Below are 16193 nucleotides of genomic sequence, written 5' to 3'. Positions count from 1 at the left end.
AAGCGGGTGACCAGCGGCACTCATCAGTGACCGTAACGCTCGGCCCAGGCCGCTTCCAGCTTGAGCTGCCAGTTGGGGTGAGGCTCGGCCACCGCTTTGAAGCGCAGTGCCGGTTGCCCCTTGGCGGGGTCAGGCAGGGCATCGGCCCGCAGCACGCTGGGATCACCCCAGAAGGCCGGATTGGCCTTGCGCGCCTGCGCCGCCGGGCTCAGCAGGAAGTTGGCCACCACCTTGGCACCCGCACGGGCACTGGCGTTAAAGGGGATGGCGAGAAAATGGCTGTTGGTGAGCGCCCCTTTCTCCATGGCTACCGCTTCCACGCTGGGGGGCAGGGCGCCAATCTGGGCGGCGCTCTGCGCCTCCTGCGGATTGAAGCTGATGGCCATGGCCAGTTCGCCATCATCGAGTAACTGGCGGGTTTCGGCGGCGCTGGTGGGGAACAGTTTGCCCTTGCGCCAGAGTGCCGGATGCAGCTCATCGAGCCAGGCCCAGAGCGGGGCGGTGAGTTGGGTAAACTCGGTATCGGTCGCCTCCCGATAGAGGGGGGCGGGGTCTGGCGTCAACTCCAGCAGGATCTGCTTGAGAAAGCTGGAGCCATGGAACTGGGGCGGCTTGGGGTAGGTGAAGCGACCGGGATGGGCCTTGGCCCACGCCAGCAGGGCTGCTGCCGAGGTGGGCGCTCTGGCGACCTCTTCGGTGTCGACCATCAGATTGAGCTGGCCGATGCCCCAGGGGGCTTCCAGCCCTTCCACCGGCAGGGTGAAGTCCTCACTCACCGGCAGGGTGCTGTCTACCAGCGCCATGTTGGGTAGCTCGGCGGTAAAGGGAGCGCCGAGCAGCCCCTGCTCCTTGAGCGCCTTGAAGTTCTCGCCGTTGACCCAGAGCAGATCGATGGGGCCGCCAGCTTGCTTGCCCGCCTGCTTGTTGGCCAGCAACTGGCTGACGCTCTGGGCAATGTCATCCACCTTCACCTGCACCAGTTTGACCTGATAGTCGCGCGCCAGCTCCTGCCCGGCCCACACCAGATAGGCGTTGATCTCCGGGCTGCCGCCCCAGGCGTTGAAGTAGACGGTCTGTCCCTTCGCCTCCTCAAGGGTCCGTTGCCAGTTGTCATCAGGAGTGGCTAACAGCGGGCCGCTGGCCAGCAGGGGCAGGGCGCACAGCAGGGCGTTTAGCCGCTGTTTGAGCTGTGAGTTGAGTTGTGAGAATGACTTGAGCATAAATGTTTCCCTGATTGTCAGGCGCCACGGCGCCAGCGGTGATAACGGGCCAGCAACGCCAGCACCCGGGTGGGCTGGTGGGCCCGTTTCCATTCACCTGCCACATATTTGTTCCCCTCCATCAGGGTGGGATAGGCGTGAATGGTGCCGAGGATCTTGCCAAGGCCGAGGCGGTGACGCATGGCGAGCACGAACTCGGCGATCCGTTCACCGGCGTGAGTGCCCACTATGGTGGCGCCAAGGATAGTATCCTTGCCCGGCACGGTCAGCACCTCGACAAAACCGTGGCGCTCCCCATCGGCGATGGCTCTGTCCAGCTCAGCCAGCTCAAAGCGGGTCGCCTCGAAGGGGATCCTCTGCGCTTCGGCTTCCTTGCGATTGAGCCCGACCCGGGCAATCTCCGGCGTGGTGTAGGTGGCCGCCGGAATGACCCGATAGTCGGCCTGAAAGCGCTTGAACTGGCCAAACAGGGCATTTACTGCCGCATACCAGGCCTGATGGGCGGCAAAGTGGGTGAACTGGTAAGGGCCCGCTACGTCTCCCACCGCCAGTATGCTGGGGAAGTTAGTGGCAAGAAAGCCATCGACCGCTAGGGTGCCGCGGGGGGCAAGCTCGACCCCCAACGCTTCGAGCCCGAAGCCGCTGACGTTGGCGACCCGACCCAGTGCCAGCAGCAGTTGATCCCCTTCCACCACTTGTGTCTCATCGCCTCGGCGCAGTTGCAGCCGGATGGGGAGATCCCCCTCGGCTGCGGGCAGATAGTCGGCTCGTTCGGCGCACCAGCCGGTGAGTAGCTGCACGCCATCGCGGCTCATCTGCCCGGCCAGCGCGTCGGCTACCTCTCTCTCTTCGCGGGGTAGCAGTTGCTCCGAGAGTTCCACCAAGGTCACGGGAATGCCGAGCAGGGCGAAGCTCTGGGCCAGCTCGCAGCCGATGGGGCCACCGCCCAGCACCAGCAGGCGGCGCGGCGGGGTGCGCAGCTGCCAGAGGCTATCCGAGGTGAGGTAAGGCACCTGATCCAGCCCCGGCAGCTTGGGCACCAGCGGCCGGGCGCCGGTGGCGATAACGATATGGCGGCTGGCAAGGCGCTGGCCGTTCACTTCTACCTCCCAGGGGGAGACCAGCCGCGCCTCCCCTTCGATGCATTCCACTCCAAGCCCCTGATAGCGTTCGATGGAGTCGTGTGGCTCGACCTCCTTGATAACCTCAGCCACCCGCTCCATCACGGCGGCAAAATCGGCGCGGGAGTGGCTTGGGCTAAAGCCCAGCTCGTCGGCTTTACGCTGCTCTGCGGCAAAGCGGGCGCTGCGGATCAGCGCCTTGGAGGGGACGCAGCCGCTGTTGAGGCAATCGCCCCCCATCTTGTGCTTCTCGATGAGCGCCACCTTGGCCTTCACCGCTGCCGCGATATAGCTGGTAACCAGCCCACCGGCACCGGCACCGATCACCAGCAGGTTGTAGTCATAGCGAGCGGGTTTACGGTAAGGGACGAGCAGGCGCCGTTGGGCGAGGTGTGTGGTCAATTTTTTGACCAGCCAGGGCATCAGCCCCAGCAGGGTCAACGCGACCATCAGGCCGGGGGAGAGGATATTTCCGGTGCTGGTTAACTGGCCAAGCTCGCTGCCCGCCAGCACATAGACGAAGGTGCCAGGCAGCATGCCAAGCTGGCTGACCCAGTAGTAGGTGCTGACTCTGATGGGGGTGAGCCCCATCAGTAGATTGACCAGAAAGAAGGGAAAGATGGGGATGAGGCGCAGGCTCAGCAGATAGAAGGCCCCCTCCTTCGCCATGCCGGACTGAAAGGTGGCCAGCTTGTCGCCAAAGCGGGCGGTGACCCAGTCGCGCAGCAGAAAACGGGCGCTGAGAAAGGCCAGGGTTGCGCCTAGGGTGCTGGCGAAGGAGACCAGCAGCAGCCCCCAGGCGACGCCGAACACAGCGCTGCCACCCAGGGTGAGCAAGCTGGCGCCGGGCAGGGAGAGGGCTGTGCTCAGCACATAGATAAGCACGAACAGCAGGCTGGCCGAGACAAAGTGGCTGTCGACCCATTGCGCCACTGCCGCCTGCTGGGCCTGCAAGGCGTCCAGAGTGAGGTAACGGCCGAGATCGAGGGCAAAAAAGGCGCCGATAAGGCCCCCCATCACCAGTGCAAGCAGCAGGCGGGTCCGGTTCATCAGGCGTCCTTGCTGTCGGGCTTGGCGGGGCGTTCCGGCTGCACCGGCAGCTGGCAGAAGCCCTGCGGCGCGATATCGAGGGCGGCGTTGAACTTGGCCGACATGTTCTGGAAGGCGATAAGGCCGGTCAGTTCCACCATGGCATCGTCATCGAACCAGGGCTTGAGGCGGGCTGCCTGTTCATCGCTCACCCCATCGAGGCCAGTCATCGCTTCGGTGTAGTCGAGCACTGCTTTCTCCCGCTCGTCGAACAAGGGGCTTTCGCGCCACTTGGCTAGCGCCTCCACCTTCTCGCTTGAACCTGCTCTCTTTACCAGGGTCATGGCGTTGATGTCGACGCAAAAACGACACCAGTTGAGCTGGGAGACCCGCACCGTCACCAGCGAGCGCAGCACGGGATCGATGGGGGAGCGCTTGCGGTTGATGACGCCATAGAGGGTGGCGACGGCGGCAAAGAGGCGCGGCGAACGGCCCCAGCACTTGCCCGGAATAAGCACCTGACCATAGTTGCGCTTTTGCAGCCAGAAAAAGGGGCGGATAAACCAGGCATATTCCCGGTCGGGTTTGACCTCAACGCGCATCAGTTACCTTCTTGTTGTTTCACACTTACGGTTTCAAATTGGGTTTGTAGGCTTGGCCCAACCGCTCGTTCAGGCGGGTCAGGAAATCCTCGATCCGCTCCCGGTTGGTGCCCAGATCGCTTTGTCCCTGACGGGAGGCTGATCGCATATCGATGCGAGTCTCTTTGGGGCCGGCAAAGACCCGCAGCGCCACATCATCCTGAAAGCCGAACCAGCCGGTGGTGACCACTGCATCCAGGCCATCCGGGCTGGGTCGTACCTGCCAGCCCAGCTCCTGCATCAGCTCCTCAGCCTCGATGACCACCTCTTCGGGGGCGGTATGGGTAAAGAGAGGACCGGGATTTCTTTCAAATGCTTTCAGCGGGGCGTTATTAATTGGCAGCTCCTGCGCTGTTCTGAGCTCTGCCGCCCAGCGTAGCTGGGGGGGATTGTAGGGATCTGTGCTCACATCGTTGATCAGCGGCATGCGCAGCGCCTGTGCCACAAATGTCAGCGGCAGCAGCAGTGGCAAGACGCCAAGGCCGCTGGCGAAGCGGTTGCGGCTCCAGGGCAGGCGCACCAGCAAGATCAGGGAGACAAGGGCTCCGACGAGACAGATCGCAAAACCGATCCACCAGGGCCAGAGATGAAAGCGGCTGCCGAGGGCGCCAGCGAGCGGGAGTAACCAGGCCAGCAGGGGCCACAAGCAAGAGCGGGGCATAGCACGGGATCCATCGTCGAATGTGGACAATGCCGAGAAGGATAAACTTAATTACCTGATAACGTTAGTAAATTGATGAGAGTTTGGCGTGGTTTTGGTCAGTTTTGCGAGGGAGATGCAGAGGTCGGTGAAGCCCGCCTGAGGTGAGCTTCACCGAGAAGATGGTCAGTTGCGATGACTTAGTTGCGATAGAGCACTTTGATCAGATGAAAGCCGAACTTGGTGCGCACCGGCCCCAGCACCTTGAGCAGTTCACCCTTGAAGACGGCATCGTCAAATGCTTTCACCATATCTCCCTTGGAAAATTCTCCCAAATCGCCAAAACGCTTGCCTGAGGGACAGGTAGAGAAGCGCTTGGCCATCTGGCCGAAGTCGGCTCCTTTCTCGATCTTCTCCTTGATCTCCAGACACTGTTTTTCGGTCTTGACCAGAATGTGCTGGGCACAGGCTTTTTTCATCGGGGCGCTCCTGGGAGTGATGGCGAAGGTTGTTAACGCCAAGGGTGGTAGCAAATCGGGGCGCAAGAGTACCCCAATTTGCCACCGGCGTCAGCCATCACAGCCCGCCATTTACCGGCGCTCGTCAGCCCTGTTATTGGCGAGCGCGGGTGGCCAGCATGGCGCGGGGGCGCGCTTGCCAGATGATCTCCAGCCCGAGCAGGGCGTAGAGGCTCCAGATGGCCAGCGGATTGAGCCATTCACCCCCCAGTTGCAGGGTCATCAGGGCGCAACCTGCCAGCAGCAAGGTGATGCCCGGCAGCCGCAAGTGGACGGGCAGGGGGGCCAGCAGCGCCATCGCCAGCAAAATGCCGAGGCCAAACGGCAGGTTCAGGGCGGTAAAGGCCAGCGCCTGCTGGCCACTCATGCCGGTCAGCAGGGCCAGCAGGGCGCTGCAACAGGCGAGGAAGGTGATGAACTCGAGACGATCGGCAATATAGTCAGCCATCTGTTCGCTACGTGCATGCATGATGTGTCTCCTTCAGTTGATGGTTCAAGTGTGAGGGAGGGGCGCTTGCAAAGGCAGCGGGATAATTCGATTGCGCTGAACGAGCAATTCTTAATCACCCGCTACGGCGGGCTTTAGGGTGTGCCGGGACTGTTAAACGGTGATGGTGGGGTGATGCCGACAAACTCTGTCGTGGTGGGTTTCTGGTGGTAATGAGAGGGGGAGAGGCGACAAATGGTGCCTGACGACGAAGTGAACCTTGTTCAGGGCAGGTCAATTCGCTTCCATCGGGAAAGCGGGCGTCGTCATTGTCAGCAAAATGTGTGATTTGTGGTCAACCTCTTAAAAGATATGGTGAATTTGCCAATGGCGCCGCGCTGTCGCTGGCCGATGCCTATGTTAGGATAAGGTTCGCCATTTTTCTGGCGCGCATTTTTGTGTCACGGCCATGCACGGCATGGCGTGCTGCGCCGCATTCGGGGTTGGCCCGAAAGGGCGCTGGTTTCCTTCACCACAGATTCAGGAATATTGACCTTTGACAGGATGCATTTCATCCCTGCTGGCAGGGCGTTCACTGTCCGGCCCTGCGTTTCGCCGCGGCCTGCGGGTACTGGGTGTGGGCCTGTTGCTGTCGCTGCTGGCTTCGCCCGCGTTTGCCGCCAAGCTCACCTATCAGGTCAAGGGGTTGAAAGGGGAGAACAAGGATAACGTTGAAGCCTACCTCAATGCCCTGCCGGTCTATCAGGAGCGGCAATACCGCCCGGCCCGTGCAAAAATTACCGAGAGCGTGCAAAAGGCGCTGCAGGTTTATGGCTACTACCAGCCGAAAATCACCCTGAGTCGCGACAAGAAAACCCCGTCCAAAGTGGTGATTGAGGTGGACAAGGGGGAGCCGGTCATCGTCTCCCGCCTCGATATTCTGCTGGAGGGGGATGCGGGCAGCGACGAGCTTTACAGCGCCCTGCTGGACAAGTTGCCCCTCAAAGAGGGGGAGCCCCTCAATCACGCCAAATATGAATCCATCAAGGCGGATCTGGGCAGCCTCGGGCTGGCCCGTGGTTACTTTGATGCCAAGCTGAGCAAGAGTCAGGTCAAGGTGTTCCCGGACAAGGGGACGGCGGAGATCTTTATTCTGTTCGAATCGGGCCATCGCTACCGTTTTGGCGAGATCCGCTACGATGCCACTCCCGAAGCGCTTCACCTTATTCGCCCGCTTATCAACATCAAGAGCGGCGATCCCTATCTCGCCATCCGTCTGGCCGAGATGTCGCAGGATGTCTCCTCCACCAAGCTGTTCCGTCAGGTCGATATCAAGCCGGTATTGAGCGAGGCGAGCAACTATCGGGTACCCATCGCGGTGACGCTGGATAACCGGGTCGATCACGAAATCGAGACAGGTATCGGTTACGCCACCGACGTAGGGCCGCGGATGAGTGCCACCTGGGAGAAGCCCTGGGTCAACCGCTATGGCCACCGTCTGTTTGCCACCGCCAAGGTGTCGGCGCCGGAGGCAGAGCTCAGCTTCGACTACCAGATCCCGGTGGGTAACCCGCTGCGGGACTACTACTCCATCCAGACCGGCTACCAGTACAAGGACAACAACGATACCCGCTCCGATCTCACTACCATCGGTGTGCACCGCTGGACGCGACGGCCGGAGAGCTGGGATCGGGACGTCTTTATCCGGCTGGAGAACGAGATCTATACCCAGGGCGCCGACGAGGGGAACAGCTTGCTGCTGATCCCCGGGGTCTCCTGGTCCCGACTGCGGGTGCGCGGCACTCTGGTGCCCGATTGGGGGGATCGCCAGCAGCTGACGCTGGAGTTCTCCGATCCCAGATGGGGCTCCGACATCAGCTTTATGCGGGTGTGGGGACGCAGCAAGTGGCTGCGAACTCTTGGCGATAACCACAGATTCCTGATGCGGGCCGAGCAGGGGGCCATTATAGGTGACAGCTTCTCGCTGGTGCCGCCGTCCTTGCGCTTCTTTACCGGTGGCGATCAGACAGTGCGCGGCTTTGGTTATGAGAGCATCTCCCCCACCGGGCCGGATGGCAAGCTGACCGGTGGCCGCTACACCAGCGTGGCCAGTCTGGAATACAACTACCGCTTCAGCGAGAAGTGGCTGGGGGCCATGTTTGTGGATGGCGGCACCTCCACCACCGATTACAGCGAGCCTTGGAAAATAGGTACCGGCGTTGGTGTGCGCTGGGTCACCCCTATCGGTCAGGTCAGGCTGGATCTGGCGGTCGGGGTATCGGAGGAGGACAAGCCCTTGCGGCTGCATTTCGCATTGGGGCCTGAATTATGATGTTGTCTAAACGCTTTTTTCTTTGGCCGCTGCGGCTGTATCTTGCGCGGGGGTCTGCATTGTGATCTGGCTAAAACGCATTTTTCTCTGGCTGATGGGGCTGGTGTTCCTGCTGCTCATCGGTGTCAGCCTGCTGGGCTTTACCCATCAGGGCAACAAGTGGCTGTGGCAACAGGCCAAAGGGGCGCTGCCCTCCCTCAAGGGGGAGCTGGTGGCGGGCCAGCTTGGCTATGGCTGGACTCTGGAAGGGGCGGGTTGGCAGGATGAGCTGGTGGATGTCACTGTGGATCGCGCCGTGCTCGACTGGGATCTCGGCAAGTTGCTGCAGGGCAAGCTCTGGATAAAATCCCTGGTGGTGACCCATCCGGTGGTCAAGGTAGCCGACTCCGAGCCTGCGCCGGAAGAGCCTTCCGAACCCTTTGTCTGGCACCCGCTGCCACTCAAGATCCAGGTCGATAGCCTCAAGGTGGCTGATCTCGATCTGGCGGTGCCCGGCGTGGCCGTGACCCTGGGGTCCCTCGATATCGGCGCCACCCTCAACCGCAAGGGGCTGATTGTACGCGGCCCGGTGCTCGATAACCTGACAGTGACGCTGGATGACGCGGCACCCGCCAGCGCAGCCAAATCCGCCAAGCAGCCGACTGCTAACGAGAAGCAAGCCGGTGCTGCGGTTGCTCGTACCGACAAGGCCAGCGCCGAGATAGCCAAACAGGGCAAAGGGGCGCCAGCTGCGAACACGGTAAAGGCAGCCCCCATTGTCCTGCCCGCCATTCATCTTCCTTTCCCCATCCAGCTGGAAGGGGTCAGCGCGACCCGGGTGCAATATAAGCAGGGCGAGTTGATCGAAGGGCTCGACAAGCTGCTGCTGTCGGCCACTGCTGCCGACGATCGCATCGAGGTGCGCGAGCTCTCGCTGCGCCACGCCATGGCCGATCTGGCGCTTAAGGGCCATATCCAGCTCAGTGACGACTACCCGCTGGCGGTGACCCTGGATGCCAAGGCCCGCAAGGGGCTGCTGGATGGCGAGCTGCAGGGTGAGCAGGCCACGCTGGCGCTGAACGGTTCGGTTGGCAAGCTGGGGCTGGCGTTGTCGGCCAAGGGGCCGATTGCAGCCAATCTCAAGGGTTCTCTGGCCGCCCTCGACCCGGATCTCCCTTTTGATTTGACCCTCGACTGGAAGAGCCTCGGTTGGCCTCTTCACAAGCCTGCCAAAGATGAGCCGAGCTATCTGCTGGATAAAGGGAGCCTGACTGCCAAGGGCAAGCTCTCCGGCTACCAGTTTGCCCTCAATACCTCCGGCAAGGGGACCGATGTCCCCCCCTTCAAGCTTGCGCTGGACGGGAAGGGGGATCTGGAGCGGCTCAGCAAGATCGCCTTGCAGCTCAACGCCCTCAAGGGGGAGCTCAAACTCGATGGCAAACTCGCCTGGAACAAGGGGATCGAGTGGCAGGGGACCACCCTGTTCAAGGGGATCAATCCGGCCGAGCTGTTGCCTGAGCTGAAAGGGACGCTGGCCGGTGAGCTGGAGAGCCGTTTCGTGATGAACGAAGCGGGCCACTGGGAGCTGAAACTGCCCAAGCTCAAGGTGGATGGCAAACTCAACCAGTACCCGCTGGCCCTCAAGGGGGAGCTTAGCGGCAACGACAAGATGGAGTGGCTGATCCCGGCGCTCTCGCTGCAAAGTGGCCCTAACCAGTTGCAGGCCAAGGGCAGTATCAGCAGCGCCCAGTGGAAGCTCGATGCCAACCTGCTGGCTCCCCAGCTGGGGGGCATCTATCCCGGCCTGAAAGGGGATATCAAGGGACAGGTGAAGGTCAGTGGCAATCAGCAGACGCCAAAAATCGATGCGGATCTCGCCTCCGAGCGGCTCTACTATGCCGGCACCGACATGAAGGGTATTAGCCTCAAGGGCAATGCGGCGATCGGCGCCAAACCGGCCGGTGATCTCGCGTTGTTGGTGGCGCAGTTGAAACAGGGCGAAACCAAGCTCAGCCAGCTTGCCCTGAACCTCAGCGGCGATATCAGTCAACATCTGTTGACCCTGACCATGAAGGGTGACCCTGTTGCGGCCAACCTCAAACTGGGTGGCGGCGTGCGGGGGGATCACTGGCGCGGGGCGCTCTCCGAGTTGCGGCTGAAAACCCCGCTGCGCCGTTGGGACTTGAGCTCCCCGTGGGCACTGGATCTCGATCTGCCGCGTCAGCGTCTGGCGATGGGGGATCTCTGCCTCGGCTCCCAGGGGGCCAGCCTCTGCGTCAAGGGGAGTCAGGTTTCCGCTGCCCAGGGGACTCTGGAGTTTGCCCTGAGCGAGTTTGATCTCAAGCGGCTGCGCCCCTGGTTGCCGGACAACTTCCGCTGGCAGGCGATGCTCTCCGCCGATGGCCGCGCCAGCTGGCGTGGCAATCAGCCGACCCTGCATGCGGTGGTGCGCACCACGCCGGGCACTTTTGTGGCTGATGGTCTCAAGACTGATTATCAGCAGCTGGCCCTAGCCCTGGATTTCGAGCGGCAGCAGGCGGCCATTCGCCTCGATTTTGCCTCCAAGCAGATCGGCAATATCGATACCGATCTGCTGATCAAGGAGCCTGCCGGTCGCGGTTTGCTAGGTGGTCAGCTCAAGTTTGACGATCTCAAGCTCAATACCTTTGCGCCGCTCATCCCTGAGGTGCGCTCCCTGCAAGGGATCATCTCCGCCGATGCCCGCTTCGACGGCACCCTGGCGGCGCCCCTGCTGTTTGGCCAGCTCAACCTGCGTGACGGTGAAGTGCAGACTCACTCCGACATGGTGACCCTGACCAAGCTGGTGACCCGCCTCAAGATCGAAGGCAACCGCGCCGAGCTCGATGGCTCCATGCTGGTGGGCAAGGGGCCGCTGGCGTTGGGCGGCTGGCTCAGCTGGGCCAAGATGCCGGTCAGCGGCAGCCTCACCATTCAGGGCAAGGATCTGGAGGCGCAATATCCGGGCATGGGCCGGGTCAGAGTCTCTCCCGATATCGCGGTGTCGCTGGGGGAGGAGACCCGGATTACCGGTCAGGTGGATATTCCCTGGGCGCGCATTCTGGTCAAGAGCTTGCCGGATTCGGCGGTTGCGGTCTCCGATGATGTGACCGTGGTCTATGACGATCTGCCCCCGGCTCCCAAGCAGGCAAGTCTGCCGCTGGCGATGAAGGTGGCGATCCGCCTTGGCAACGATGTGAAGCTCGATGCCATGGGGTTGAAGACCGATGTCTCCGGTGGCCTCAATATCCGTCAGGATCCCGAGAAACCGCTGGCAGGCAACGGCCAGCTGGTGCTGACCAATGGCCGCTTCAAGGCCTATGGTCAGAACCTCATCATCAAGGAGGGGCGGATCCTCTTCTCCGGTCCGCTGGATCGGCCCTTCCTCAACATCGAGGCCAACCGGGATCCCGATACCATCGAGGGTCAGGTGACGGTCGGGGTGCGGGTGACTGGCCCTGCCAGCAAGCCGGAGATCACTGTCTACTCCGAACCGCAGATGGCGCAGTCGGAACAGCTCTCCTATCTGCTGCGCGGCAAAGGGTTGCAGACCGGCGGTGAGGATGGCGGTTTCAACGGCCTGCTGGTAGCCGGCGCGGTGAGTCAGGCCAACGGCGTGGTGTCGAGCATCGGCGAGTCGCTGGGGATGAGCGATGTCTCCCTCGATACGGCGGGCAGTGGTGACAACACCCAGGTGACTCTGTCTGCATATCTGCTGCCGGGCCTGCAGTTCCAGTACGGGGTCGGGGTCTTCAGCCCCATCGCCGAGTTCAAGCTGCGCTACGAGGTATTGCCACGGCTCTATCTGCAGGCGATGAGCGGGGTGGCTCAGGCGGTCGATATCTTCTATCGCTTTACTCTGTAACGCTTCATCCCGTAACAGGGCTGATATGAATCTAAACGGGAGGCGCAGGCCTCCCGTTTTGTATTGCTCGATCGGCCGCGGGCAAGCCGTGATAAAGGTTGGCAGTGCAGAGGGAGAATGAATTGCGATGGGCCAAAAATGCGAAAACCCGGCACTAGGCCGGGTTTTCTGAATGATGGTGGAGGGAGAAGGATTCGAACCTTCGAAGGCAGAGCCGTCAGATTTACAGTCTGATCCCTTTGGCCGCTCGGGAACCCCTCCACAGGGGCAAAGCAAATTGTATTCAGCTATTGCAATCAGGGAAATGGTGGAGGGAGAAGGATTCGAACCTTCGAAGGCAGAGCCGTCAGATTTACAGTCTGATCCCTTTGGCCGCTCGGGAACCCCTCCACAAGTGCGAGGCGCATACTAACAGATCTTCCGGTTTTGTGAACCCCCAAGCAGGATTTTTCCATTAAAAGAATTGGATTTGTGGCCGATAACCAGTGAAATCGCCATTTTCGAGAGTTATCTCATGCTGCCCAGTTCAATCCGTAATCACCTGCTCGTCGATGAGGGCCAGTTGGGGCAGCGCCTCAACCGTGACCTGCAACATGGCGATCGGGCGGATTTCCGGTTGCATCTGGCCCTGCTGACCGACGCGGTGGAGGAGCAGCCCTGGTTTGATGCCAAACCGGCGGCCACTTCCCAGAGCCGTGACTGGCGTCTGCACTTTGACCTGAGACCGGCAGAGGTGCTGGTGGCTGAAGGGGCTGGGAGTGACTGCAGTGTCATCAATGAGCGGCTGCAGCAGGGGGGAAGCATGGTGGATGTGCGGCTCTGGCTGGCGCTGCAAACACCGCCGCTGGCGGTCAAACAGCCACTGCTCGATGAGGCTGTCTACGACAACCTGTCACCGCTGGCGCGGGAGCGGTTGCAAGGAAAGCTGGCCGATATGCCACGCCAGGAGGATCCGCTGGTATTGCTGCCGATCCTCGATCGTTTGCAAGAGGGGGTGGATACCCGGTTGCACTGGCTCAGTTGATGGCGCCTGTTCACTGGTGTAACGCGATGCTTGTCGGCAAATCACAGGCAACAAAAAGGCGGGTAACCCCGCCTTTATGCTCTTTAGAATTTTTAGCCTTGCGGCATGCTATCAAGCGTCAGCTTCATCCGGTTGCGGCTGCTCTTTGAGCGCGGCGTTGGCACGACGGGCAATCGGCTTTTCGGTGTGACGGTTGAGTTGGCGCTCCAGTTTTTGCCCCAGTTCGTTGATGGCGGCGTAGAGATCCTCATGCTCTGCCTGGGCAAACAGTTTGCCGTTGGGGATGCCAGCACTGGCTTCGACAGTGAACATCAGACGCTCTTTGGAAACAATCACATGGGGTGTGATGAGAGGCACCTGAAGACGTTCGAGCTTTTCAAAACGGGATTCGATGCGCTCGCGGATAGCCGGGGTGATGTCGATGATTTTGCTGGTAATTTCGATTTTCATATTGGCCCCCTTCGGGTCGTCTTGCTTGTGTCTTCACCTTCAGATTACTCATTGGTAAAGATTGAAATGTGATTCATGTCACATAACCTTCCCTTGGCTATTCAGCAACTTATAAATTGTGATCTTTTCCGGTTTCGTGCCAAAAACAGCTTGAGCTCCATGAAACTGGCAGGCAGTATGACGGGAATAGGATCGTTTCTGTCCCTTCTTGGCAGCACTTCGTGTCGACCTCATGTCCGGTTTCCACTGCTTGATATCGCATGTTTGTACTCTTCCCTCGCAACCTCTGATCTGATGAGCGGATGCAGGGGGCGTTGCTATGCCTGATTGGACATCAAACGTGGTTGGTTGTTGTGTTGGAGTGGTAAATGAAGCAGCAGGCCACGCAAGTCATGTGGTTTTTCGATCGGCAACATGATCAGTGGAGTCTCTCTGATCAGGGGGCCTACCAGCAGTGGCAAGGGGAGGGCAATCATCCCTGGGCCGCTCGCCTGTTACCGGAAGATGAGGCAGGCTTTGCCGATTTTCTTGTCCGGCTTCATGAATCACATCTGCCTGAACAGTTCATCGGTCATCTGAAAGATGATCGGGGGCAGCTCAACCATGTGCTCTGGAGCGGCCAGTTTGTGCCCACCCAGCAGATCTGCTGTGGCTGGCTGACCCCTCTTGATACCGCCAACAGTGCGGTCTCCTCTCTCAACCTCTCTTTGCCGTTGCTGCAAACCACCCTGCTAACCCAGTTGGCGCAGGCGCTCTCTGCCCGCACCGGGCTCGATTTCTTCAATACCCTGGTCAGTCAGCTGGCCCATATCCTCAAGGTGGATGCGGTCTGGGTGGGGGAGTTGTGCGGTGCCGACCGGGTCAAAGTGCTGGCTGCCGACGGGCTGACGCTTAAAGACTACCCGCTGGCGGGCTCCCCCTGTCAGGAGCTCTACAAGCAAGGGGCCATCTGTTTCGAGGTGATTGACGAGTCGCAGGAGTATCAACCCTGGCTGGCGGCCGGGCAGACTTATTATGGTCAGCCGCTATTTGATGCCAGAAGCCAACTTCTGGGCCATCTGGCGCTGCTCTATTCGGCCCCGGCAGATACCAGCAACCTCACCTCGGTGCTCAATACCTTCTCGGTACGGATGGTAGCCGAGCTGGAGCGACTGCAATCCGATGCCCAGATGCGCCTCTCTGCCGTTGCATTCGAGACCCACGAAGGGATCATCATCACGGATCCGGGGTTCAAGATCTTGCGGGTCAACAACGCCTTCAGCCAGATCACCGGTTTTGACAGCCACTCCGTACTGGGTCTGCAGCTGGAAGAGGATCTCTGGCCCAATCTTGGAGGGCTGGGCTACGAGCTCAACCCTCTCAACCGCTGGCAGGGAGAAACTCTGCGTCGTCATGCCGATGGTCACACCTACCCCCAGTGGGAGATAGTGACGCCGGTGCAGGATGAAAAAGGGGTGATCAGCCACTTTGTCATCTGCTTCGAGGATATCTCCGAGCGCAAGGCGGCTGAGCGACGTATTCAGGATCTCGCTTATTACGACGAGCTGACCGGATTGCCCAATCGCCGTCAGCTCCACGAGACTCTGGTGCAGACCTTCAACGAGGCGACCCGCGACGGTCTGATTGGCGCCCTGCTCTTTATCGATCTCGATCACTTCAAGACCATCAACGACTCCCTCGGCCACGCCACCGGTGACTGGCTGCTCGAGGAGGTCGCCGCCCGTCTCAAACGGTTGGTGCGGCAAGGAGATTGCCTGGCCCGCCTCGGCGGTGACGAGTTTGTGTTGCTGCTGCCATCGCTCTCGGCCAGCCCGCCCCAGGCGGAGATGCAGGCAGATATCATTGCCGAGCGGCTCATCACCGAGATTGCCGCTCCTTATACCTATGTGGGGCAAGTGCTGCACATCGGCGCCAGTGTCGGCATTACCCTGTTTCCGGATCGGGAGCAGGGGGTCGATGATCTGCTCAAGCAGGCGGATACCGCCATGTATCAGGCCAAGTCCGCTGGCCGCAAGACCCGTCGCTTCTTCGATGCCTCGATGCAGCAGCAGGCGGATCGCCGTCTGCTCATTCACAACGAATTGCGCAACGCCCTCAGCCAGCAAGAGCTGACCCTCTACTATCAGCCCCAGCATATGGTCGATGGCGGCGATATCATTGGTGTCGAGGCGCTCATTCGCTGGCAGCCGGCCGGTCGCTCGCTGGTCTCGCCGGCAGAATTTATTCCCATTGCCGAGGAGACCGATCTGATTGTCGATATCGGCAACTGGGTGCTGCACGAGGCGTGCGCCCAGTATGTGCTGTGGGAGGAGAACGGCATCCATATTCCGCAGATCTCGGTCAACGTCAGTGCCAAACAGTTCCATGCCACCGATTTTGTCGAGCGGATCCACGATGTGTTGGCACAAACCGGCATGGATCCGGCATGCCTCAATCTGGAGATCACCGAATCCGTGGTGCTGGGCCATGCCGAGGACACCATCAGCAAGATGACCGAGCTCAAGGAGCTCGGCATCAGCTTTGCCATCGACGATTTTGGCGCCGGTTACTCCTCCCTGAGCTACCTCAAGCGGCTGCCTGCCGATGAGCTCAAGATCGACCGCTCCTTCATTCAGGACATCCCGAAAGATGGCGACAACATGGCCATCGTCGAGGCGGTGATCGCCATGGCGCGACATATGGGCTTTAACGTCACGGCGGAAGGGGTGGAATCCCGTCAGCAACTGGAGTTTCTCAAGGCGCAGGGGTGCAGTTTCTATCAGGGCTATCTCGCCTCCAAGCCGCTGCCGGTGCCCTATCTGGAGAAATATGTACAGCGGCTGACCAGACCGGAGCAACTGCGTGAAATGCAACTGAGCGAGTCAGAAAAATAGTCCCTGCTCCCCGCTGTAGCGCTGCTCGGCAACGGGTAGAATGAGAGGCAGTAGAC

At 60.5% G+C, this 16193-nt stretch carries 11 protein-coding genes and 2 tRNA genes; 4 read left to right on the top strand and 9 right to left on the bottom strand.

The genetic code is table 11. The annotated features are described in order from the left end of the window. Nucleotides 1-23: 23 nt before the first annotated feature. The 6 genes from ACW5XC_RS04610 to ACW5XC_RS04585 all read right to left on the bottom strand — a co-directional run bounded on the left by ACW5XC_RS04610 (nucleotide 24) and on the right by ACW5XC_RS04585 (nucleotide 5638). A complete protein-coding gene (locus tag ACW5XC_RS04610) occupies nucleotides 24-1220 on the bottom strand; it encodes an ABC transporter substrate-binding protein (RefSeq protein ID WP_042052692.1) in 1197 nt (398 codons plus the stop codon). Nucleotides 1221-1237: 17 nt separating this feature from the next. Further along, on the bottom strand, nucleotides 1238-3391 hold the full coding sequence (locus ACW5XC_RS04605; protein WP_042052693.1) for an FAD-dependent oxidoreductase: 2154 nt from the start codon (nucleotides 3389-3391) through the stop codon (nucleotides 1238-1240). Beyond that, entirely contained in the window at nucleotides 3391-3972 is a 582-nt protein-coding gene (locus ACW5XC_RS04600; protein WP_042052696.1) for a carboxymuconolactone decarboxylase family protein, read from the bottom strand. Before ACW5XC_RS04600 ends, ACW5XC_RS04605 begins: the two co-directional genes overlap by 1 nt. 25 nt (nucleotides 3973-3997) lie before the next feature. Further along, complete coding sequence (locus ACW5XC_RS04595) at nucleotides 3998-4672, bottom strand: DUF1499 domain-containing protein (RefSeq protein WP_042052697.1); 675 nt, start codon at nucleotides 4670-4672, stop codon at nucleotides 3998-4000. Between the two features lie 179 nt (nucleotides 4673-4851). Further along, nucleotides 4852-5130 carry a peptidylprolyl isomerase gene (locus ACW5XC_RS04590; RefSeq protein WP_040066119.1) on the bottom strand — a complete coding sequence of 93 codons (279 nt, stop codon included), beginning with the start codon at nucleotides 5128-5130 and terminating at the stop codon, nucleotides 4852-4854. A 133-nt stretch (nucleotides 5131-5263) separates the two neighbouring features. After that, the gene (locus tag ACW5XC_RS04585; protein ID WP_042052698.1) at nucleotides 5264-5638 is read right to left on the bottom strand and encodes a hypothetical protein; all 375 of its coding nucleotides are present in this window, start codon (nucleotides 5636-5638) and stop codon (nucleotides 5264-5266) included. 514 nt (nucleotides 5639-6152) lie between these two features. On the opposite strand from ACW5XC_RS04585, the gene tamA reads away from it, so the two are divergent. Together tamA and tamB are read left to right on the top strand one after the other, a co-directional pair. Then, on the top strand, nucleotides 6153-7928 hold the full coding sequence (gene tamA, locus ACW5XC_RS04580; RefSeq protein ID WP_005334265.1) for an autotransporter assembly complex protein TamA: 1776 nt from the start codon (nucleotides 6153-6155) through the stop codon (nucleotides 7926-7928). Between the two features lie 61 nt (nucleotides 7929-7989). After that, nucleotides 7990-11790: an autotransporter assembly complex protein TamB gene (gene tamB, locus ACW5XC_RS04575; protein WP_042052701.1), complete on the top strand. Its 3801-nt coding sequence runs from the start codon at nucleotides 7990-7992 to the stop codon at nucleotides 11788-11790. Nucleotides 11791-11966: 176 nt separating this feature from the next. On the opposite strand, the gene ACW5XC_RS04570 is transcribed toward tamB, so the two are convergent. Both ACW5XC_RS04570 and ACW5XC_RS04565 read right to left on the bottom strand, forming a co-directional pair. Continuing rightward, nucleotides 11967-12051: transfer RNA gene (locus ACW5XC_RS04570), tRNA-Tyr, on the bottom strand. A gap of 44 nt (nucleotides 12052-12095) precedes the next feature. Next, nucleotides 12096-12180, bottom strand: a tRNA-Tyr gene (locus ACW5XC_RS04565). A 124-nt stretch (nucleotides 12181-12304) separates the two neighbouring features. Between ACW5XC_RS04565 and ACW5XC_RS04560 the strand changes: the two genes are divergently transcribed. After that, nucleotides 12305-12814, top strand: a complete 510-nt coding sequence (locus ACW5XC_RS04560) for a VC2046/SO_2500 family protein (protein WP_042052724.1) — start codon at nucleotides 12305-12307, stop codon at nucleotides 12812-12814. A gap of 111 nt (nucleotides 12815-12925) precedes the next feature. Here ACW5XC_RS04560 and hpf read toward each other — a convergent pair whose 3' ends face one another. Further along, the gene (gene hpf / locus ACW5XC_RS04555; RefSeq protein ID WP_005334257.1) at nucleotides 12926-13264 is read right to left on the bottom strand and encodes a ribosome hibernation-promoting factor, HPF/YfiA family; all 339 of its coding nucleotides are present in this window, start codon (nucleotides 13262-13264) and stop codon (nucleotides 12926-12928) included. 368 nt (nucleotides 13265-13632) lie between these two features. On the opposite strand from hpf, the gene ACW5XC_RS04550 reads away from it, so the two are divergent. Continuing rightward, a complete protein-coding gene (locus ACW5XC_RS04550) occupies nucleotides 13633-16137 on the top strand; it encodes a putative bifunctional diguanylate cyclase/phosphodiesterase (protein WP_042052703.1) in 2505 nt (834 codons plus the stop codon). Nucleotides 16138-16193: the final 56 nt, after the last annotated feature.

This window comes from Aeromonas sp. 25-AL00135 (assembly GCF_054052385.1).
Note: the sequence above shows the minus strand (reverse complement) of the source record. Positions and strands in the feature narration are given on the sequence as shown.